This window comes from Spiroplasma endosymbiont of Amphibalanus improvisus (assembly GCF_964030645.1).
In the GTDB taxonomy this organism is placed as follows: Bacteria; Bacillota_I; Bacilli_A; order Mycoplasmatales; family Mycoplasmataceae; genus CAXIPX01.
Window position 1 is genome coordinate 74,511 of the sequence record NZ_CAXIPX010000004.1, and the last position, 22,823, is coordinate 97,333.

Genomic DNA, 22,823 nt, shown 5'->3' on the forward strand with positions numbered 1-22,823 from the left:
TCTCCCTGAATAGTTTGTCCTTAATTTATAAGTTCAAAGTCTATTTTTCTTGTTTTTTTATCTGCCCCTTTTACTCTAATCTTAATGTTTTGTCCTATTATAAAGCTTTTTTTAGTACGTTCGCCTCTTAATACACTCGTTCTTTCATCATAGACATAATAATCATTTTTTAATTCTGAAATATGAATCAATCCTTCAACGCTATTTGGCAAAGCTGCAAAAATTCCAAATTTTTTAACAGCTGTAATTAGAGCATCGTGTTCTTCGCCAATATGGTCCTCCATATATTCTGCCATTTTCATCGCATTAACTGCTCTTTCACAATCGACAGCTTTATTAGCGTTAATATTTGATTTATCAGCTCAAATTTCTAGATTATCATGAATTTCAGATAATTGTTTATCTGTATATTTTACTTTATGAATTAAATAATCTTTTAAATACTGATGAACTAGCACATCTGGGTATCTTCTGATTGGAGATGTGAAGTGTGTGTAATTATCTGAAGATAAACCAAAATGACCAATATTATCTGTTGAATACTTTGCCTTTTCCATACTTCTTAAAAATAAAGTGAAAATAATTTGCTTATTTGGGAACTGTTGTAATTTTGCTAGCACATTACTAATATCTTTGGGAACAATTTCAGAAGTAGTTAATTGAGCATTGACACCCATTAGCTTTAATTGTGTAATTAAATTCAAAATTTTTTCTTCTGAAGGTTTGTCATGAACTCTATATAAAAAAGGAAGTCCTAATTTAGTGATTTGTAGTGTCACAGCTTCGTTTGCAATCACCATAAATTCTTCAATTAATTTTTCTGCTTCTCCGCGTTCTCTAACTTTAATATCTACCACTTTATTATTTTCTAAAATAAATTCAGGTTCAGGGATATCAAAATCTAAAACCCCCTTATTTATTTTATAATCACGAATAATATAATATAAATTTCGTGTTTCTTTTAGCATATCCTTGATAGCAGGGTCATTATCTAATTTTTGACTATTAAAAAAAGTGTTGACATTTTTATATGTTAATCTTGCATGAGATTTAATGTAACTTTCATAAATTTTATGATTAACAATTTCACCTTTTTTATTTATTTCCATTTGACATGTCATAGTTAAACGAATTTTATCAGGATTTAAGGAACATAATCCATTACTTAATTTTTCTGGCAACATTGGTATTACACGATCTAGCAAATACACTGAACAACCTCTATTCAAAGCGTCCTTTCTTAAAGCGCTGTCTCTGGTCACATAATGAGTAACATCGGCAATGGATACATATAATAAATGATTACCATTCTCTAATTTTTCTACTAAAATAGCATCATCAAAATCTTTTGAACCATCTCCATCAATGGTTACAAAATTTTTCTGTGTTAAATCAGTTCTACCCTTTAATTCTTTTACATCTTTTATAGTTAATTCATCTGGTAAATCACCAGTTTCTTTTAAACTCTCCGGATTAAAATCAGTTAAAATATCGTTCTCATAAACTACACTTAAAATATCACTACCAGGTAAATTTGAAGCACCCAAATCTTTCAAAGGTTGTAATAACAATATATTTTTCTTGATTACTTTAATTATTTGAACTTCATATAAGTTCCCGGTAATTAATTCAAAATTAATTCGCACAAAACTAGTTTTATAATCTTGAAATTTGGGGTTATTAATTTTTAAAAATTTCTTACCATCTGGATAAGATTGGCAAACACCCACTAATTGAGTTTTTTTTCGTTTTGAAATTTTAATTACTCTTGCTTCTGCGTTAGAAAATTTATTATTTAATTTGGGTTTAATCTTAAAAATAACTTCATCTTGATCTAAGGCTTGATTTAAATCGTCGCCTGCTACAAAAAATTCTGTATTATCGTCTAATTTAGTTATAAAACCAAAACCTTTTGGATTAACATTAATTTTACCTAATTCATAAACAGAAGGATCTAAATAAGAATATTTTTCCGCGGAATAGTCCAATAAATTTTGCTCAACCATTTTTTTTAATTCATTTGTTAATTCAATATTACGAAAAGACTTTATTTTAATTAAATGATTTTTTATATCATAAAATGATAAATCTTTTTTTTCTTTTTTAAAAAAATCAATAATTAATTCTTGCATTTAGAGTTTAACCTTAAAAAAATTTATTTAATTTTAAAAAATAATTGAAGCTTTTACTTCAATTATTTTTTAAAAGAAATTTATTATTATAAAAATATATTAGTAAATATGGAAATAATTATAGTAACTAAAAATAATAAAAAACCTGATCAAAGCATGATTCTTGATAAAATCATATCTGAACCACGTTCTTTGTAATTGGAGAATAATTCATCATTACCACCATTTAAAGCAGATAACCCTGTTTGTGATTTTTTGTTTTGCAACAAACCAATGATAATCATCACAAAACTAACAACACATGAAAAAATTTCTAAAGAGTAAACAACAACATTTCATATATACTCTTGATTTGACGTCAACATAAAATCCTCCAAATTCATTAATATAATAATAACATAATTTAATAATTAAATAAAAATAACTATTAATTATTTTTATTATATAAATCAGTTATTTTTCTAAAGTAATGGTTAATCCCAGACCTGCTTATTTCAATATTATATTCTTTTAGCATCAATACTGTTAGCTCATTAAAAGATGCTTCTGGGAAACTCAATCTTAAATTCGCTAATTTTTTTATTTTATCTGATAATTCTTCAAATAAATTTTGTTTTTTTAAAAAATTTATTTGAAGAATTTGTTTTTCTGATGCTTTTTTTAATCGATTATTATTTGAATGATCAATATTATTTAATCTTACAACTGAATTTGCCATATCTCTGAGAATTCTTGAATCTTCAAAAACAAACATTGCCTGATTAGCTTTAATGAATTTAATAAAATCTGAAATTTGAACAGCTTGTTTTAAATAAATTACATAATTTTTTTTTCGAATAACAGACTTAAAATCAAAACTGTATTTTTTTAATTTTAATAATAAGTATTCACCAGTTTCATTATCTTGTTCATTATTAAATTGCATTTCTAAATGATAATTGCTAGTTTTTGGTGAATTAACACTTCCTTTGCATATAAAAATCGCTGCAAAATAAGATCTTACACAACATCTATTTCAATTTGTATTTAAACTGATTTTTTTTTGAAAAACATTATTGTTTTGAATAACATTAAATTTCTCTAAAATGTTTTTAACCTTGTCATTAATTAAAATTGAATATACTGGTCAATTATATTTTTTTTCTTCTACCAATACTGAAATAGTCGATAATTCTGGGATAAACTTCTCCAACAATAAAAAAACATCATCAATTATTTTTTTCGCAGATGATGAAATTAATAAAGTTAATTTTTGGTCCCTTAAAATTATTTTAGAATTATATCTTAAATAACCTGTAAGAAAACTTTTTTCACAACATTTTTTTTCAATATTTTTGATTATTTCATTTTTAACTAATTGTGCAAAAGATTCCATTCATCTTCTCCAATTTAAATAATTCTTTATTCTAGGTTTTCTTGAAAATTTAATTGTTCAAAAACTTTTTTATAGTCATCTTTATCGTTTAAATATAATTTTAATTTTGCTACTGAAGCTTCAATTAAATCACTTAAATTTCTTCCAGAAACCACTGGAATATTAATATAAGGAAGTGATGTTTCTAAAATTTTTTCAGTCTTAAAATCCATTCCTAGTCGGTCGATTTGTTTAAATTGATTATCTGTTTTAGAAATTAAATTGATAATTAAATCGATTTTTGATTCATCAGTTATAAATTGTACTCCATAAATTTTTTTTAAATCTAAAATCCCTAATCCTCGAACTTCAATTAAATTTTTTAAAGAGTGGTGTGCTGCACCAATCACTGATAATCCTTTTTGCCTAATAACAATTCTATCATCACCAATAAATAAATGTTTGTTCTTAACCAATTCTAACGATACTTCCGATTTACCGATTCCAGATTTGCCTTTTATTAAAACACCTTTACCAAAAACGTTTATTAAAGAAGCATGTACTTCTGTTTTGTTAGAAAAGAATTTTTCTTCAAAACTTAAAATTAATTGAGTGATTGTACTAGTATTCATTTTAGAAAATTTAACTAAAGGGCAATCATTTTTTTTGGCGACCGCTATAAGTTTATCATCTTTAAATTTATCAGTAATAATAATTAATGGGGTAAAACTTTGAGTTAATTGTTCATATCTTTTTAGCACTTCTTCTTTTTTTATGCTTTGGATATATTCATATTCTTTATTAGATAGTAAAATAATTCTTCTTTGTGAAATTTCTGTAGATCTTTTATATCCAGATAATTCCAGACCTGCTCGATTTAATCCATAAACTTGGATTTCATTATCTTCATGTTTTTCTCCTGCTAATAAAGGAAAATTGAACATATTAATAATTTTTTTAACTGTTAATTTATTGTCTTTCATATTAAATCACCTAACAGGACTTATTAAATTATTTTTATTGTAATGTAATTATAACATATTTAATTTTTGAACATTTAAAGTTCGACCACATTATCCTTTTTAGATTTTTTAAAAGTTAATCTACCTCCATTTTTATAACATCAGTAATCGTTGTACAGACTATGATCTAATATGTTGAATAAAGCTAAAAATACTAACGAGGTTAAATTAGTATAAATTAAGCATTCTATCGGATATTTAATTAACTTTATCATCAAGCTAGATAAAGCATAACCTTTTCCAAAGACGATTCATAATCATATTTCATCGTTAAAAAAAGAAATAAGAAAAAATTGGGCACAATAAATCATCACCATTTTTCAATATCAATATTTATTAGTTCTGAAAAAGAAAACTGCACTTCCAGCAAATCCGGTAATAGCTGCATCTAGTGTAAAAATTGAACTATATGCTCCCTTTATGTTTGTAATAGCACCGATAGAGTCACTGCAAATGCCACAAATAACTCCATAAAATGGACCAAATAACATTCCACTGATAAATAAAATAAATTGACCAAAATTTAATTGCACTTGATTACCAAAAAAAGCAAAACTATAACTAATTAAATTAGTTAATAATACAGTCATTGCAACAAACATTGCCATTAAACATAAAGCAAAAATAGATGGGTTTTTAACATTTTTTTTATCAATAAAAGCTCCCACCATTGCGAGGATAATGATAAAAATTCAAGAAATAATATTAGCAATTAAATTAAACAATTTTTACCTCATAATATCCTACAATGTATAATAAAAATTATACACTAACGGAATAAAATATAATGAGCCAAAAACAATGATGTTTTGCGAAAAATTGTTTTTTAAAAATTGTTTTCAATTATCGATTTTGTAAGGATAATCAATTTCACTTATGTTCCATGATTTATCATGTTCAAAATTAGTTAAATGAACTTTTAAATTATTTTCCTTAAAAAAATTTATCATTGAATTAAAATCTTTTTTAATTGATGTTCCAAAAACATAAATTAAATTTTTATTTTCAATCGGTTTTAAATTTGAAAACAATTTTTTTACACCATCAATATTGTGTGCTCCATCAATTAAAAAAAGCGGTTCATCTCTTAATTTCATATAGCGACCAATTAATTTTTGTTTCTCTAAAATTTCAGTATTTATTTTATAATTATTATCTAGACAATATTTAACAACTATACCTAGATTATCTTGTTGATTTTTATCTAAAATTTTATTATATAAATCACAAATTATTAATTGGTCTGCAGTAATCAATTTTTTGATAATATTTAAATATTTAAAATTAGAATTGGCACAATAAATCTTTTTATTTGCTTTTAAAATCCCAACTTTATTTTCAATAATTTGTTTAATAGAATTACCTAAAATTTCTGTATGGTCTAATGAAACAGAAGTCAACAGAACTGCTTTTTGGTTTTGAAAAATACTAGTGCAATCTCTTGCCCCGCCGATCCCAGCTTCAATCACGGCTATATCTATTTTATTATCTACAAAATAAAATATCGCAATAAACAAGAATATTTCAAAAAAATTTAAATTGTATTCTTCTCAATCCTTTTTATAACAATCAATATATTTGTAAATTATTTCATCAGTTATAGGGATTGAATTAATTTGAATTCTTTCGTTATGTTCAAAAAAAGCTGGCGATATAAACAGACCAACTTTTTTATTATTAAACATTAATTGAGCATTTAAAGCGGTACTAGTAGAACCCTTGCCATTAGTACCAACTATATTAATAACTTCTAAATTATCCTGAGGATTATTAAATTTTAATAATAATTTTTTTAAATTATGTTTATTAGAAAAAAAACTATTATTAAAAATAGGTACATCTACTTTCAAAAAAAACCTTAAGCATTTAATTGTAATAATTTATTTTCAATAATTCTCAACTCATTAAAATCATTAATAAATCCTTTGAATTCTTGAAAAATAGCTTCTGCAGTTGCACGATCAACATTTGGATAAATATAATTATTTAAATCTAATTCAATTAAATTAAAATAATTCCATCTATAATCTAATATTAAAGAATTTTTAACTGCTGGGGGAGCATAATCTAAAACAATAAATTTAAATCATTCACGCAATTTAAGATAAAATAAGTAATTATAAGAATTTATACCATACACTTCAGATTCAGGATTATGGTAATTTGAAGCAATTTTATCAATGAAAAATTCCATATATTTTGGGTTCATAAAATACCTCATTCAAACAATTAATATATAACATAATTTACTGTATTATACATTGTATATAATAAAAAAACAAGAAAAAAAAGCACTTTTAATTTAAGTGCATTTTTTTCTTGTTTTTTTAAAATTAAATTATAACTCTCTCTTCAGAATCTTTTTCAATTTCTACAGGTTTTATAATAGTTTTTTTATTTTCATCATTTTCTTCTAATGATTCTTCAGAAGCATCTTTTTTAGATTTTACCAATATGTATGTCAAAGGTGTTAAAGTTCCTATTGCTGCAATTGGGAATAAGATGAATAAAAATACTATTCCTGTTCTAGCTACTGCAAAATCGCTTAAATACATTGGGTTATATACATCATTTGTTGAAGCGAAAAAATTATTATTTGGACCGAACCCTTGCCATGCATCTGGATTTCCTGTTGGTGATTGATATTCATCAGTTCCATCTTTATATATAGTGGCAATATTGTTATTTATATAATCAAGACTTTCATTTGTAAATGGCAAATCTTCACTATGATATTTTATAAGAGGTAAAGGTGGTGTAGCTGCATCTAAACCTGCAATAATACCTTGCAATTGATCGTTAATAAATCAAATTTTATTATTCACTAAATTAGTTCCAGGAGATTTAGTAACTGGATCTGTAAATAATCCACCTTCTACAGAGTTTGCATAATCTTCCATAGAAACCATTTGTTGATTTTTTAAAGCATCTGCATATAAGCCATTTGTTGAATTGCTACTAAACAAAGATTTTGTACCACCTTGAAAAATTCAAGAAATTCCAGGTTTTGTATATGCTGAATAGTGATATTTTTCACCTATAGTACGATCAAAATCCAATAAATTATGGCTAACATCATTTAAATCGACATCAGACAGCATACCATTCACAGTCACATTATCAGGATCAGTAGTATCATATGTAAAATAACCATCTAAATCATGGTGAAATTGAGCAACAGCATCATCATACATTTGTTGTGTTAATGGGTCATTATAAGTAACATTCCCTTCCGCATCTGTGGTTGTGCTTAAGGCTCCATCACCAAATGGATCATAAATTGAACTAAGTACATCATTTGTATATGCTGCCTGTAATTGTTCATTTATTGTTTGTGCCATAGTCGCTTTTATCTTGTCAGGTTGCCCATTTACTTTATCTGAAGATATAACCAATGAACCCTTTGGCATATATTCATCAATTTCATCTGTAAAACTATTAATAAATTTTAATGTACTCATTCCTAATCCTGGAATTGAACATGATATGCCAATAATAAATAATACACTCAACAATGAAGTTGTAAATCATATAAAAAATTTTCTTAAACCTTTTTTTGTTATGGAAAAAGCTATATTGCTATTGTTTTCTTTTTGTTTTGTCATAATAACCTACCTTATTTATATTTTTTATAAATAATATTTTTTTATTATACCCTTTTCTTTTTTTAACACAAAGAATAAAACAATAAAATTAATTTAAATAATACTATCTAATAATAAAATTAATAATTGGAGGTTCAATTTTTTGAAAATCTATTTCATTTAATTTAATATTTTGTCCATTAATTTTTAAAAAATGATTTAAATATTCGATTCCATCATGTTGCTCGTATTGTTTGTATTCATCAGATTGTTGAGCGGTAAACAATGATAATCATTTTGCTTTAATTTCACTATTATTTTGATTTTTATAAACTTGAGTTAAAGAAATATCGATAATTCAATTTTTGGTAAACAGGCGAATATATGGTTGATCATTAATTTGAATTAATTTAAATTTTTGTGTCATTTTACATCCTTAACTAAGTTACTTTAGTAACTTTTCTAAATACCGAGCGGTTATGCTGGTTTCACTTTTTAATAATTGTTCAGGAGTTCCTGTAGCTAAAACGTTACCACCATTAATACCACCACCAGGTCCTAAATCGATTATATAATCAGAACATTTTATCACATCAAGATTATGTTCTATACATACAACAGTTCCGCCGTTTTTCACTATTCGTTCAAATACTTTTAACAATTGTTTTACATCATGAACATGTAAACCAGTAGTTGGTTCATCTAATAAAAACAATGTTTTTTTAGTAGTTTTTTTCAATAAAAAGGTCGATAATTTCACTCTCTGCGCTTCTCCACCAGATAATTGTGGTGCTGGTTGACCTAATTTAATATAACCTAATCCAACATCTTGCATTGTTTGTAATTTTTGAACAATTTTTGGAATATTTTCAAAAAATTCTAACGCTTTATCGACAGTCATTTCTAATATATTGTAAATATTTTGATTTTTATATTTTACCAATAACGTTTCTTCGTTATAACGCCGTCCTTCACAAATCTCACAAGTAACATAAACTGTTGGCATAAACTGCATAGAAATTTTAATGATTCCGTCACCTTGACAATTTTCACATCTACCACCATGTACATTAAATGAAAAACGACCTTTTAAATAACCTCGCATTTTTGCTTCAGGTGTATTTGTGAACAAGTCACGTATATCATCAAAAACAGATGTATAAGTTGCAGGATTACTTCTCGGAGTTTTACCGATTGGAGATTGTGAAATATTGACTACTTTCTCAATATTATCAATCCCTTTAATTTCTTTATGTTTACCAGGTGTTTTATTTGATTGCTTTAAATATTTTTTAATACCTTTATGTAATATTTCATTCATTAAAGTAGATTTCCCAGAACCAGACACACCTGTTAAACAAATAAATTTATTTAAAGGAAATTTAACATCAATTTTATTTAAATTATTTTCAGCTGCTTCTTTTATTTCCAACACTAAACCGTTACCACTATGGTGTGATTTTGGTGTTAAAATTTTTTCTTCACCTCTAAGATATTTTGCAGTGATTGAATCTTTATGTTTCAAAAATTCTTCATATGTACTAGAAGCTATAACATTACCACCTTTATCTCCAGCTTCAGGCCCGATGTCTACAACTCAATCAGAATTTCTAATTGTTTCTTCATCATGTTCTACAACAATCAAAGTATTTCCAAGGTCTCGTAAATTTTTTAATGTCTTGATTAATTTATCGTTATCTACTTGATGTAAACCAATTGATGGTTCGTCTAAGACATATAATACACCAGATAGTTGAGAGCCGATTTGAGTTGCCAATCTAATTCGTTGTGCCTCTCCACCAGATAGTGTTGACGCCGTCCTTGATAAAGATAAGTAACCTAATCCAACTTGATTTAAAAAATCTAAGCGATTTATTATTTCATCTAAAACTAATTTAACAATTTGTTGTTGTTGTTCAGTAAATTGAACATTTATAATTTTTTCTAGCTCTTTTTCAATTGATAAATTTGTAAAATCATAAATAGATAATTTATCAATTTTTACAGACAACGCTATAGGATTTAATTTTTGTCCTTTACAAACATTACATTTTTTATCTGACATGTATGTGTGGTAATAGTCTCGTGCCTGGTTTGAAGTTGTTTCAATATATCTTCTTTCGATTAATTTAGCAATTCCTTCTATTGGTTCGAAGGGTTCATACTTTCGACCTGTTGTAGTAATAATGTTCATTTGAATTGGTGTAGAAGTACCATTTAATATGATATCTTTCTGCTCATTTGAAAAATCTTCATAAGGGACATAAATAGATATTTTGTAATGATCCAATAAAGCTTTAAATTTTTGTCATTCAATATTTTGAGTATTAATAAAATTTTTAAAATAACGGATTGCTCCATCACTTATAGATAAACTTTTATCTTCTATCAATAGGTCTTCATCTACTTCTAGACGAATTCCTAAACCCTTACATTCATAACATGCACCTATTGGAGCATTGAAAGAAAATAAACGTGGTTCTAAATTAGGCACATTAAAACCACATTCCTTACAAGAATAATTAGAAGAAAATAAAAAACTTTTATCAATTTTATTTAAATGAATTTTAACTAATCCTTTTGAATACTTTAAACAAACTTCAATAGCATCATGTAAACGACTTGTAAATTCATCATTATCATCGTAAATTAATCGGTCTACAATAATATCGATATTATGACGTTCATTTTTTTCTAGGTTAAATTGGTCATCTAATGTTTTAATGATTCCATCAACTTTAACTCTAATAAACCCTTCTTTTTTTAAATTATCAAAAACTTCTAAGTGTGAACCTTTTTTATCAATCACCACTGGAGCCAAAATAATTAATTTTTCATTATTATCAGAAATTATTTTTTTAATTTCTTCTATTATCGTTTTAATAGAAGATGTCTTAACAGGACCATGACCATTTATACAATAAGGAGTTCCTGCCCTAGCATATAATAAACGTAAATAATCATAAATTTCAGTAATTGTTCCGACTGTTGACCTAGGATTTTTACTTGTAGTTTTTTGGTCAATTGAAATTGCAGGTGACAACCCATTAATTTGATCAACATCTGGTTTTTCGTTACCTCCTAAAAATTGACGAGCATACGAACTTAAAGATTCAATATATCTTCTTCTTCCTTCTGAATATATTGTTCCAAAAGCTAACGAAGATTTTCCAGAACCCGATAAGCCAGTAAAAGCAATCATTTTATTTTTGGGGATTTTTAAATCAATATTTTTTAAATTGTTTTCTCTTGCACCTTTTATGGTGATCCAATTATTATTATCATTCATAAATATCCTCTTTTGCTTTAAATGTTTTAATTATTATTTACTGTATATATTTATAACATAAATATAATAAAAAGAATTTTTATTATATCCTTATGAACAAACAATATTAAAGAGATACTCACTAAAAAAAGAATATTTTATTGAAAATGAAACTAATGACTCTTATAATTCAGAAGTTAATACTATGTCTAAAAATTATAAAATATTAAAAAATTTAATTTTACAAATAAAAAACTCATATTGTAAAATATGAGTTTTTTATTTGTTTTATGTACAAATCATCAATACTATTTATTAATAATTTGAGTTATTGTTTCTGTCTTGTTGATATTTTTAGCATTTCTCAATGATGTTATAACAGCTTTTTTATCTGGATTTAATTTTACAAATTGCACAGCAGCTTCTATTTTTGGCAACATACTTCCTGGAGCAAATTGACCTTGATCAATATATTTTTGAACTTGCTCTAAATTAATTGTTGTTAACGCTTTTTGATCAGGTTTATTATAATTAATCATCACCTGGTCTACGGCTGTTAAAATAACTAATTTATCAGCTTTTAAAATTTCTGCTAATTTTGCACTTGCAAAGTCCTTATCAATAACTGCACTCACACCTTTGTAAGCATTTTTTTCTTGGATGACTGGTATCCCACCACCACCACAAGCAATTGTGATATAACCGCTATCTACTAATGTAATTAAAATTTCTTTTTCAACTACGTCTATCGGCATTGGGGAAGCTATTACCCTTCTTCAACCACGTCCAGCATCTTCTTTCATAGTTCAATTGTTTTCTTTAGAAATTTTATCAGCTGTAGCTTTATCATAAAATGAACCTATAGGTTTTGTCGGATTTTTAAATGCTGGGTCCTTTAAGTCAACTACTGTTTGAGTTACAACACCAGCGACTTTATTATTTAATTTTCTATTTAATAATTCATTTTGAATTGCTTGTTGTAAGTGATAGGCAATATACCCTTGTGACATACTTCCACATTCAGGGAAAGGCATCATAGGAACTTTTTCATTATTTTTATGTGCTTCATCAAAGCTTAAATTAATCATTCCTACTTGAGGTCCATTACCATGACAAACAATAACTTGATTGCCTGACTGAATCATATCAACTATACTCTTTGCTGTGATCTTCACCAGTTCTAATTGTTCTGATGGATTGCTGCCTAAGGCATTTCCACCTAAAGCAACCAAAATTCTATTAGACATTTATAAGCCTTTCTTAATATTTATCCATTAATAATAAAAGTTTGAAATTAAAATACTGTACCACCAACGGCACCACCAACACCTAATAAGACAATTGATGCTCCCACCATCATTAAAATAAATGGTCAAATAGCTTTCCATAATTGATCATAGCTAACTTTTGAGATTGCCAATGCACCCATCACAACTCCACTTGTTGGTGTAACAAAATTCACAATACCTGATGCGAATGAGAATGCTGCAATAGAACCAGAAGCTGTTATTGCGATTGCATCTGGTTGCATTATAATTCCAGGGTTTGTAGAACTACCTGCCAACAATGGGAAGATTGCTGCAGCAAAACCACTGGTTGATGGTATTAAGAATGATAAAGGTATAAAGATAATGAATAATAATATTACTAGACCAACTGGTTGAACACCACCTAATCCTGAAACTAATCCGTTAACAAATAATTCTTGTTCATGTGATCATGTTAGTACAAAACCAACACCAGCTGCTGTTGCAATCACCAAACAAACACTCAAGATGTCTGCAGCACCTGCCATATATGTACTAATAAATTCTTCTTCTGATTTTCAATTAATAGCAGCGATGATTATGGTTGATATTAAAAAGAATGCTGCGATTTCAGATAGATAACCAACACCAAACCCAGGGATTTGCGAAGTTATTCACGGAATGTTATCGTTGAATCATTGTCCTGCATTTTCAAAAGCAGAAGTATTCAACATTGTATCTCAACCAATTAAATACATAATCATAATTATAAATGTAATTCCGAAAACAACCATTGTTGCAATACGACGTCCATTCATTTTTATTTCTTCATCTGTATTTTTCAAGAAATATTCTTTATCTTCTTCATATGTTTTAAATGTTACTGATTTTGAAGGATTTGTTTTAACACGTTTTGCATATCACATTACAAAACCAATGGCAATGACTGTTAATAATAATCATGCAACTAAACGTCATATTAATCCATCACCAACTGATAAGACAGATGGATCAAAACCACCGTCTAATATCGAGTTAACAGCAACTGTTACAAGAAAGGGGTTAACTGTAGACCCCATAACTCCCACTCCGGCTCCTAATAACACAATCATTAACCCGGTAATCGTATCGAAACCAGCGGCTATCATCAATGGTACTGTCACCATATAGAACCCTATTGACTCTTCGGCCATTCCTTCTGTTGTTCCACAAACAGAGAAAAATAACATTAATGGTGGTATCGCTCAGATTTCTTTACCTTTCATTTTCCGAGTAATCCCTTGTGATAACCCTTCCATTGACTTGGTTTGCATAACCACTGATATAAAAGCGCCAAGAGTAACAATAAATATTATTATTTCAGCTTTATCTATGAATCCTTTCATTGGTGCTAAAAAGATATCGAAGAATCCAACAACAGCTATTTTGCCGGTTTCGGTACTACCATTCTCATCCTGCCAAGTTGTTGTAACGCCAGCAGCATTTAAAATTCAACTTAATACAACAAAGAAAGCAATGATTCCCATCAGCATTGTAAATGCTGAGACCATCTTAAATTTGAAACTGCGTTTTTTCTTACTTTTGGCAGGTTCTAAATCATTCATTTTAAACCTCCTTATTTATATATTTAATAATTAATAACAATTTCAAGTTAACCCTTCATTGTTGCAAGCATAACTGCTTTAATTGTATGCAATCTGTTTTCAGCTTCATCAAAAACTTTTGAATATTTTGAAGCAAAAACTTCATCAGTTACTTCTAATTCTCCGTTTCCACCAAACTGTTTTATAATATCTTGTGCCATATCAGTTTTATCATCATGGAAGCTTGGTAAACAATGCAAGAAAATTACATCATCTTTTGCTTGTTTTATTTTTTCCATATTAACTTGGTAAGGTGTTAAGTCTTTGATTCTTTGTTTTCAAACAGATTTGTCTTCACCCATTGAAACTCAAACATCAGTAGCAATGGCATCAGCGTCGATTGCAGCTGTTTTAGGATCATCTGTCATAGTGATTGACCCACCATTTTTTTTCGCTAATTCTTGACATTCTTTTAATAATTCAATATTTGGTCATAAATCTTTTGGAGCACATCCCACATAATTAATGCCTAATTTAGCACTAATGATCATGTAACTATTGGCCATATTAAATCTAGAATCTCCAAAATAAACAAATTTAATACCTTTTAAATCACGACCTTTATGTTCTTGAATAGTTAAAATATCCGCTAACATTTGTGTTGGATGATATAAGTCTGTTAATCCATTTCAAACAGGTACTCCGGAATGTTTAGCTAGTAATTCAACATCTGATTGCTTATAACCACGAAATTCAATTCCATCAAACATCCCTCCTAGCACTGAGGCTGTGTCAGCGATAGATTCTTTTTTACCCATTTGTGATCCGCTCGGTCCTAAATAAACAGTTCCCATCCCTAGGTCCATCGCACCTACTTCGAAAGCACATCTAGTTCTTGTTGAATCTTTTTGAAACAATAAAACTACATTTTTACCTTCAAGATGACGATGTTGTTTACCCTCACGCTTCTCTTTTTTTAATTTTTTAGATAAATCTAAAAGATACATTATTTCTTCAGGTGTAAAGTCTTTTATTGTTAAAAAACTTTTACCTTTTAAATTAACTGCCATTTTTTTAGCCTTTCTGATTTTAAAAATAATTTATTTAAGAAAATTAAATATCTTCTCTAATAATAGGCATTGACATACATCTTGGTCCACCACGACCTCTTGATAATTCTGATGATGGAATTTCATGTACTTTAACACCAGCTTCTTTTAATAGTTTAACTGTAATATGATTTCTTGAGTAAGCAATGACTTCGCCTGGATTAATAGTCAAAACATTTGTTCCATCATTCCACTGTTCTCTAGCTTCATGAATTGGGTCATCTCCTCCACATTTAATAATTTTTACTGGTTTCCCAACTTCTGATGATAAGTAATCAATTATTGATTCCTTAATTTCTTTTTCACCATTTTCGGTAATTTCAATAATTTTAAATGTTTTTTCATTTTCGAAAATTAAGGGGTGTGCAATAAACTTGTCATAATCTACATTTGTAAATACTGTATCTAAATGCATAAATGCACGATTTTTAGTATTTAAATCTAATGCCACAACTTTTTTAAAAGTTGTGTTTTTGTTTTCAAAAATATTTTTAGCAACTTTGCGGATTGCTTTCATTGTTGTTCTTTCGGTACAACCAATAATTAATGTATTTTTGCTTAAAACCATTACATCTCCACCCTCTAGATGTTCTGATTCATTTCTTGTATATCATAGGTTAATTTGATCTTTAAATCTTGGATGGTTTTTAAACACACAATCTACAAATAAAGTTTCTCTTCTTCTTGTAACTGTATACATACGGTGAACTGTCGCACCATTACCTACTGATGCAAATGGATCTCTTTGAAATAAAATATTTGGCATTGGATCAACTAATAATGGATATTCTTCTTTTTCAGTAATCCCTATTTCAAATTTAGTAACTCCAGCAATCATTTTTTTAACCATATCTAAATCATTTAGTTTATCAAGATAAGTTCTTAACATATCTCTTCTCTTTGGATCTACATCTGATTCATCTAAAAAATTTTCTAGCAATTCATTTCTTAGATTTTTATTATCTTTAATTGTGTCTGCTACTAAATTCTCAATATAAAGAGTTTCAATTCCTTTTGATTGCAAAATTTTAGCAAATTCATCATGTTCTTTTTGTGCTACTTCTAAATCTGGTGTGTCATCAAACAACAACCTTTCTAGTAAATCAGGAGTTAGATTTGCCATTTCATCTCCTGGTCTATGTAGTAAGACTGTTTTTAACTTACCAATTTCTGAATAAACATTTATTCCTTTTTGTGTCATAAACATTACCCTTTCTTAAGATAATAAATATAGTTAATATTTAGAAAAAATTAAATATATTTATTCAATTCTTTCTTACTTTCATTGTTATACTTTTTTAAAAAAATACAACCTATAGAATTAAAAAATGAATAGTTCTTACTATTCATTTTTTAATTCTATAATTATGTCTCTTAATTCTGCTGCTTTTTCAAAATCTAAATTTTGACTAGCCTCTAACATTTTTTGATTTAATTCATCTAATAGTTGTTCATGGGCTAATTTATATTCTTTATTCTTTTTATTTTTTAATTTATTTTTGTATAAATTAGCTTGTGTGTTTGAGTAATCTATTACTGATTTAATAATTGTTTTTGGAATTATATTATTTTTTTTGTTATAAGCTATTTGAAAATTTCGGCGATTTTCAGTTTCCTTCATAGCTTCTTTCATTGAATCTGTTATATTATCAGCAAATAAAATAACATGCCCCTCTGAATTACGCGCAGCTCTTCCAATTGTTTGGACCAATGATCTGGTGTTCCTTAAAAATCCTTGTTTATCAGCATCTAAAATACAAACTAATGAAGTTTCTGGAATATCTATTCCTTCTCTTAATAAGTTAACTCCTACAATTGTGTCATAAACTCCTCTTCTTAGGTCATTAATTATAATTGAACGTTCTAAAGTTTTTAAATCACTGTGTAAATAAGCGACTTTAATATTTTTTTCTTGTAAAAAGGATGTAAGATCTTCTGACATTCTTTTTGTTAAAGTGGTTATTAATGTTCTTTGGTTTTTTAAACTCCTTTTATTAATTTCGATAATAATGCGATCAATTTGATTTAATTTCGGTAGTACTTCAATTGTTGGATCAATTAAACCAGTTGGTCGAATAATTTGTGGAATGACCATGTCTTTGTTTTTTGACAATTGTTCTAATTCATAATCACCTGGCGTAGCAGATGTACAAATTAATTGTTTAGTTTTTTGGATAAATTCTTCGAACGTTAAAGGGCGATTGTCTTGTGCTGATGGTAATCGAAAACCAAAATTAACTAAATTGACTTTTCTCGATTTGTCTGTATTTGACATCCCTCTGATTTGAGGTAGTGATATATGTGATTCATCAATCACTGTTAAATAATCATCACCAAAATAATCTAATAATGTATATGGGATTTGACCCTTTTTTCTTAAATCTAAGTGTGCTGAATAGTTTTCAATTCCAGAGCAAATCCCAAATTCTTCTAATGTCTCAATATCATAATTTGTTCTTTCTTCTAAACGATGATATTCAATTAATTTGTTTTCTTTTTTCAATTCTTCTAATCTTGATGATAATTCATTTTTGATTCGTTGAATTGAAATTTTTAATCTTTCTTTTGATGTAATGTAATTATTGGCAGGAAAAATTGTGACCCTAGTTAATCTATTGGTAACTGTATTTTTAATTAAATTAAAAATAACAATTTCTTCAACAGTATCATCAAATAAATCTAAACGAATATATTTATTTGAAATATCACTGGGAATGATTTTAATTACATCTCCCTTAGCACTAAAAGTTCCTGGGCTATTTTCTATATCATTCCTTCTGTAACCAGCTTGAACTAAAAAAGTTAATAATTTTTTTCTTGAAAATTTTTGATTCAATTCAATTTCAAAAAAATTCTTTTCGTACTCTAAAGGATCTTGCAAAGGATAAATTGACGCTACTGAAGAAACGACAATAACATCTTTTCTTGTTAACAAAGCATTTGTAGCTGCCGAACGCATCATGTCTAATTCTAAATTTTGCTTAGCGTCTTTATTTATATAAAGATCTTTTGAAGGCAAGTAAGCTTCCGGTTGAAAAAAATCAAAGTTGGATACAAAATACTCTACTCGATTTTCTGGAAACATAGTTTTCAATTCTGAATAAAGTTGCATTGCCAAAGTTTTGTTGTGGGCTAAAATTAATGTCGGTTTATTTATTTTGCTAATTACATTTGCGATTGTGTAAGTTTTACCAGTACCAGTCGCACCCATTAACACCTGAATGTTTTTTTTATTTTCAACTCCAGCGATTAATTTATCTATCGCTTCTGGTTGATCGCCTGCTGGTTCAAACTGTTTTACCAATTTAAAATTCAATTAAAACCTCAATCTTTCTTAACTAAGCCATAGTTTTTAACTGCACTTCTTCAGCTTCTTTTTTGTCAAAATTTTCTATTTTAGAAACAGATAAATTAGCTAATCCAATGATAACTTCATGTGCTATTTGAATTTTCATATAATCATATAATTGTTTAGATTCTTCTACATAGGTATGTAGCGGATCTTTTTGAGCATAACTTTGTAAATGAATTCCTGATCTTAATTGTTGCATTGCATCAATATGTGTTTGTCAAAACTTATCAATTGAAATAATCATAATTTTTTGAACAATTTTATCCAAAATTTCTTTATCGATATTTTGAGTTTTATTAATATAAAAATCATTAATTTTTTCTTTTAAAAATAAAGCAATTTGTTTTTGATTATTATTCTTAATATTATTTTCTAGAATGGAATTTTTTTCAACGATTTTTCCTTCTAATCCTTTTTTAATTTTTTTATAATCAACAAATCATTCACTATGTAATTCATAACCAAAAATGTTAGTCAAATCATAACTAACAGAATATTGCATTTTATCTAACATTCCTTCTAATTCTTGTGCTTTTAAAATTTGGTCTCTTTGAGCATAAATAGTTTCACGATGTTGTGCTAAAACATTATCATAATCTAATAAATTCTTACGTTGGTCAAAATTCATTCCTTCAATTTTCTTTTGAGCACCACTAATGCTACGCATCAACATTTTAGAACGTATAAAATCATCTCCTAATTTAGAAAATAATCTTTGTATTTTTGGTCCACCAAAACGAACTAGCAATTGGTCATCAACTGATACAAAAAATCTTGATGTCCCTGGGTCACCTTGACGACCTGAACGACCTCTTAATTGATTGTCGATTCTTCGTGATTCATTTCTTTCAACTCCAAAAACAACTAAACCGCCAATTTCTTTCACACCTTTACCAAGTTTGATATCTGTACCACGACCAGCCATATTTGTTGCTAAAGTAATTGAGTTCTTTTCACCAGCATGAGCAATAATTTCAGCTTCACGCTCATGATTTTTCGCGTTTAAAATTTCATATTTAAGATTTTCAGCAGATAAAAAATTAGCAACTTGTTCTGATGATTCTACTGATGTTGTCCCGATTAAAATAGGTTGTCCTATTTCATTTTTTTGTTTGATTTCATTGATTAAATATTTTAATTTAGCATTATTATTCGCAAATACAAAATCAATTTCATCCTTACGAATAATTGGTTTGTTTGTAGGTACAGAAATAACTTGCATATTGTAAATTTTAATAAATTCTTCTTCTTCAGTTTTCGCAGTACCTGTCATACCAGATAATTTACTATACAACCTGAAGAAATTTTGGTATGTAATTGTTGCAACAATTAACGTTTCAGGTTCAATGTTAACTTTTTCTTTAGCTTGAATAGCTTGTTGTAATCCACCGCTATAACTTCGACCTTCCATTAATCTTCCTGTGTTTTGATCAATTAATACAATTTCTTGTTTTTTATTTACAATATATTCTACTCCAGCTTTAAAAACAAAGCGGGCACGAGCAGCATTTAAAATTACATGATAAATTTCAGTATTGCTGATGTGAAATAAATTTTTTGTCATAAAATGTTTTTCAGCCTTTTCAACACCTGAAGGAGTTAAGAATACTTGTCTAGATTCTTCGTCAATTTCTATATCTTCATTTTTGTTCAACTGATCCATTAAAATGTTAGCTGCTACATACTGAGGTGTTCTAGAACTTCTTTTCCCTGAAATTATTAACGGTGTTCTAGATTCATCAATTAATATTGAGTCAGTTTCATCGATGATGCAATAATTTAGTTCTCGTAAAACTTTTTTATTTAAATTATCAACCATATTATCACGTAAATAATCAAAACCTAATTCTGAATTTGTTGTATATGTCACGTCTTGTTCAAACGCTTTTTTCTTTTGTAGTGGTGTATGACTTCTCTTGTTTAGTCCAACAGTTAATCCTAATCATTCTAAAACTTCACCATTGATTTTACTATCACGTTCAGAAAGATATTCATTAACTGTTACAACATGTACACCTTTTTTTGACAGTGCATTTAAATAAGTAGGCATTAATGCTGTCAGAGTTTTACCTTCACCCGTTTTCATTTCCGCTACATTACCATCATGGAGTATTAAACCTCCTATAATTTGAACTTTATATGCTTCTAAACCTGTTTTTCTTCTTGCAGATTCTCTTGCAACAGCAAAGGCATCGATAATAATATCTTCTAATGTTTCGCCATTTTCTAACTTTTCTAAAAATTCATTGGTTTTGGCACATAGTGCTTTATCGTCCAACTCCTTAAATTCTTCTGCTTTGCTTAAAATTTTTTCTGCTTTTTTAGCATATTTGTTAATTAGTCCACCGTCATTAGTTTTCATATTTTCTCCTATTAAAATAAAAAAGTAAAACTACAGATAATGTAATTTTACTATATATAATAATTAAAGTATATATTAAAAAAAGTTTATAATTATTAATCAATTTTTCTTTTAATTTGTCGTTGCATTTTTATACTACGTTCTTTGTCTAAAATTATCGAATCTGCCAATATTTTTACTGTATCTTGTGTGGTTTGTAAAATACCACCTTGTATATCGTAAACTTCTTCTTTTTCATTAATTTTATATTTTAATTTGGATGGAATTATTGTAGAAACCAGGGGAATATGTCCGTGCAATATACCTAAATAACCATTAATAGTTCTGACTATTACAATGTCAACCAATTTATCACAAATTATACCATCGGGTGTAATGATTTTTAACTTAATTTGATTTGCCATTTTTATTTAACTTCTGACCTTTTGTGACAGCTTCTTCAATTGTCCCTACATATAAAAATGCTTGTTCTGGTAAATTATCATGTTTACCATCAAGGATTTCTTTAAAACCTTTTATTGTATCTTGAACTTTTACATATTTTCCGGGATTACCAGAAAAAACTTCTGCTACAAAGAATGGTTGAGATAAAAAATTTCTAACTCTTCTAGCTCTATTAACAGCCATTTTATCTTCATCTGACAATTCATCCATTCCTAAAATGGCGATTATAGACTGTAATTCCTTATATTTTTGTAATATTTCTTGAACTCTTAAAGCAGTTTGATAGTGGTTTTCACCCACTACTAAGGGGTCTAACATTCTTGATGCAGAATCCAATGGGTTTATAGCAGGATAAATTCCTAGAGCAGAAATTGCACGATCTAAAACAACCTTAGCTTCTAAATGGGTAAATGTTGTAGCAGGTGCTGGATCAGTTAGATCATCAGCAGGTACATAAACTGCTTGAACAGATGTAATTGAACCTTTTTGAGTAGATGTAATTCTTTCTTGTAACGCTCCCATTTCGGTTGCTAAAGTTGGTTGGTAACCAACAGCTGAAGGCATTCTTCCTAGTAGCGCAGAAACTTCTGAACCAGCTTGGGTAAAACGGAAAATATTATCGATAAATAAAAGCACATCTTGTTGCTTTTCTTCTCTAAAATATTCGGCCATCGTTAAAGCAGTCAATGCAACTCTCATTCTAGCTCCTGGTGTTTCATTCATTTGACCGAAAACTAAAGCGGTTTTATCAATAACACCTGATTCAATCATTTCATAATATAAATCATTTCCTTCTCTAGTTCTTTCACCAACACCAGCAAAAACAGAAAGACCGCCATGTCCTTTAGCGACGTTGTGAATTAATTCTTGAATTAAAACTGTTTTACCAACACCAGCACCACCAAATAAACCAGTTTTTCCACCCTTAGAAAAAGGAACTAACAAATCAATAACTTTAATTCCAGTTTCTAAAATTTCAACAGATGTTTTTTGACTTTCATAATTAGGAGCACTACAGTGGATATAATTTCTTTTTTTAGTTTTAACAGGTCCTTTTTCGTCAATTGGTTCTCCTAGAACATTGAACATTCTGCCTAATATTTCATCACCAACCGGAACTGAAATAGGGGCTCCTGTATCAATAACCTCCATACCCCTTACCATTCCTTCGGTTGGGCCCATGGAAATCGCTCTAATAATGTCATCACCAATATGTTGAACAACTTCAACTGTATCTTCAGATTTATTATTTTTAATTTTCAAAGCATTGTAAAGTGATGGTAAATGATTATCTTGAAATTTGATATCAACAACTGGACCCAAAACTTGAACAATATGACCTATTTTATTTTTATCTACCATTTTA

18 protein-coding genes are annotated in these 22,823 nt (G+C 28.0%); all 18 read right to left on the reverse strand.

Annotated features, from left to right (window positions below; translation table 4 throughout):
- Nucleotides 1-20: 20 nt before the first annotated feature.
- The 18 genes from rnr to atpD all read right to left on the reverse strand — a co-directional run bounded on the left by rnr (nt 21) and on the right by atpD (nt 22,819).
- Entirely contained in the window at nt 21-2,132 is a 2,112-nt protein-coding gene (rnr, locus tag AAHM77_RS03180; RefSeq protein WP_342252679.1) for a ribonuclease R, read from the reverse strand.
- Between the two features lie 86 nt (nt 2,133-2,218).
- Complete coding sequence (gene secG, locus AAHM77_RS03185) at nt 2,219-2,497, reverse strand: preprotein translocase subunit SecG (RefSeq protein ID WP_342252680.1); 279 nt, start codon at nt 2,495-2,497, stop codon at nt 2,219-2,221.
- 62 nt (nt 2,498-2,559) lie between these two features.
- Nucleotides 2,560-3,507: a DNA-binding protein WhiA gene (whiA, locus tag AAHM77_RS03190; RefSeq protein WP_342252681.1), complete on the reverse strand. Its 948-nt coding sequence runs from the start codon at nt 3,505-3,507 to the stop codon at nt 2,560-2,562.
- Between the two features lie 26 nt (nt 3,508-3,533).
- Nucleotides 3,534-4,469 (reverse strand): HPr(Ser) kinase/phosphatase, encoded by a 936-nt coding sequence (hprK, locus tag AAHM77_RS03195; RefSeq protein ID WP_342252682.1) that lies wholly within the window; start codon nt 4,467-4,469, stop codon nt 3,534-3,536.
- Between the two features lie 74 nt (nt 4,470-4,543).
- Entirely contained in the window at nt 4,544-5,233 is a 690-nt protein-coding gene (locus AAHM77_RS03200; RefSeq protein ID WP_342252683.1) for a folate family ECF transporter S component, read from the reverse strand.
- An 18-nt stretch (nt 5,234-5,251) separates the two neighbouring features.
- Nucleotides 5,252-6,358 (reverse strand): glutamate ligase domain-containing protein, encoded by a 1,107-nt coding sequence (locus tag AAHM77_RS03205; protein ID WP_342252684.1) that lies wholly within the window; start codon nt 6,356-6,358, stop codon nt 5,252-5,254.
- Between the two features lie 8 nt (nt 6,359-6,366).
- The gene (locus AAHM77_RS03210) at nt 6,367-6,717 is read right to left on the reverse strand and encodes a hypothetical protein (RefSeq protein ID WP_342252685.1); all 351 of its coding nucleotides are present in this window, start codon (nt 6,715-6,717) and stop codon (nt 6,367-6,369) included.
- A gap of 124 nt (nt 6,718-6,841) precedes the next feature.
- Nucleotides 6,842-8,113: a hypothetical protein gene (locus AAHM77_RS03215; RefSeq protein WP_342252686.1), complete on the reverse strand. Its 1,272-nt coding sequence runs from the start codon at nt 8,111-8,113 to the stop codon at nt 6,842-6,844.
- A gap of 103 nt (nt 8,114-8,216) precedes the next feature.
- Nucleotides 8,217-8,519: a hypothetical protein gene (locus AAHM77_RS03220; protein WP_342252687.1), complete on the reverse strand. Its 303-nt coding sequence runs from the start codon at nt 8,517-8,519 to the stop codon at nt 8,217-8,219.
- A gap of 18 nt (nt 8,520-8,537) precedes the next feature.
- Nucleotides 8,538-11,381: an excinuclease ABC subunit UvrA gene (uvrA, locus tag AAHM77_RS03225; RefSeq protein WP_342252688.1), complete on the reverse strand. Its 2,844-nt coding sequence runs from the start codon at nt 11,379-11,381 to the stop codon at nt 8,538-8,540.
- 287 nt (nt 11,382-11,668) lie between these two features.
- Nucleotides 11,669-12,607, reverse strand: coding sequence for a carbamate kinase (gene arcC / locus AAHM77_RS03230; protein ID WP_342252689.1), 939 nt, complete (start codon nt 12,605-12,607; stop codon nt 11,669-11,671).
- 47 nt (nt 12,608-12,654) lie between these two features.
- On the reverse strand, nt 12,655-14,211 hold the full coding sequence (locus AAHM77_RS03235) for a YfcC family protein (protein ID WP_342252690.1): 1,557 nt from the start codon (nt 14,209-14,211) through the stop codon (nt 12,655-12,657).
- A gap of 47 nt (nt 14,212-14,258) precedes the next feature.
- Nucleotides 14,259-15,260, reverse strand: coding sequence for an ornithine carbamoyltransferase (gene argF, locus AAHM77_RS03240; RefSeq protein WP_342252691.1), 1,002 nt, complete (start codon nt 15,258-15,260; stop codon nt 14,259-14,261).
- A gap of 43 nt (nt 15,261-15,303) precedes the next feature.
- Nucleotides 15,304-16,500: an arginine deiminase gene (locus AAHM77_RS03245; RefSeq protein WP_342252692.1), complete on the reverse strand. Its 1,197-nt coding sequence runs from the start codon at nt 16,498-16,500 to the stop codon at nt 15,304-15,306.
- Nucleotides 16,501-16,641: 141 nt separating this feature from the next.
- Complete coding sequence (uvrB, locus tag AAHM77_RS03250; protein ID WP_342252693.1) at nt 16,642-18,615, reverse strand: excinuclease ABC subunit UvrB; 1,974 nt, start codon at nt 18,613-18,615, stop codon at nt 16,642-16,644.
- Nucleotides 18,616-18,637: 22 nt separating this feature from the next.
- Nucleotides 18,638-21,013 carry a preprotein translocase subunit SecA gene (secA, locus tag AAHM77_RS03255; protein WP_342252694.1) on the reverse strand — a complete coding sequence of 792 codons (2,376 nt, stop codon included), beginning with the start codon at nt 21,011-21,013 and terminating at the stop codon, nt 18,638-18,640.
- 95 nt (nt 21,014-21,108) lie between these two features.
- The gene (gene atpC, locus AAHM77_RS03260) at nt 21,109-21,417 is read right to left on the reverse strand and encodes an ATP synthase F1 subunit epsilon (RefSeq protein ID WP_342252695.1); all 309 of its coding nucleotides are present in this window, start codon (nt 21,415-21,417) and stop codon (nt 21,109-21,111) included.
- A complete protein-coding gene (gene atpD, locus AAHM77_RS03265) occupies nt 21,401-22,819 on the reverse strand; it encodes a F0F1 ATP synthase subunit beta (RefSeq protein WP_342252696.1) in 1,419 nt (472 codons plus the stop codon). Before atpD ends, atpC begins: the two co-directional genes overlap by 17 nt.
- Between the last annotated feature and the right edge of the window lie 4 nt (nt 22,820-22,823).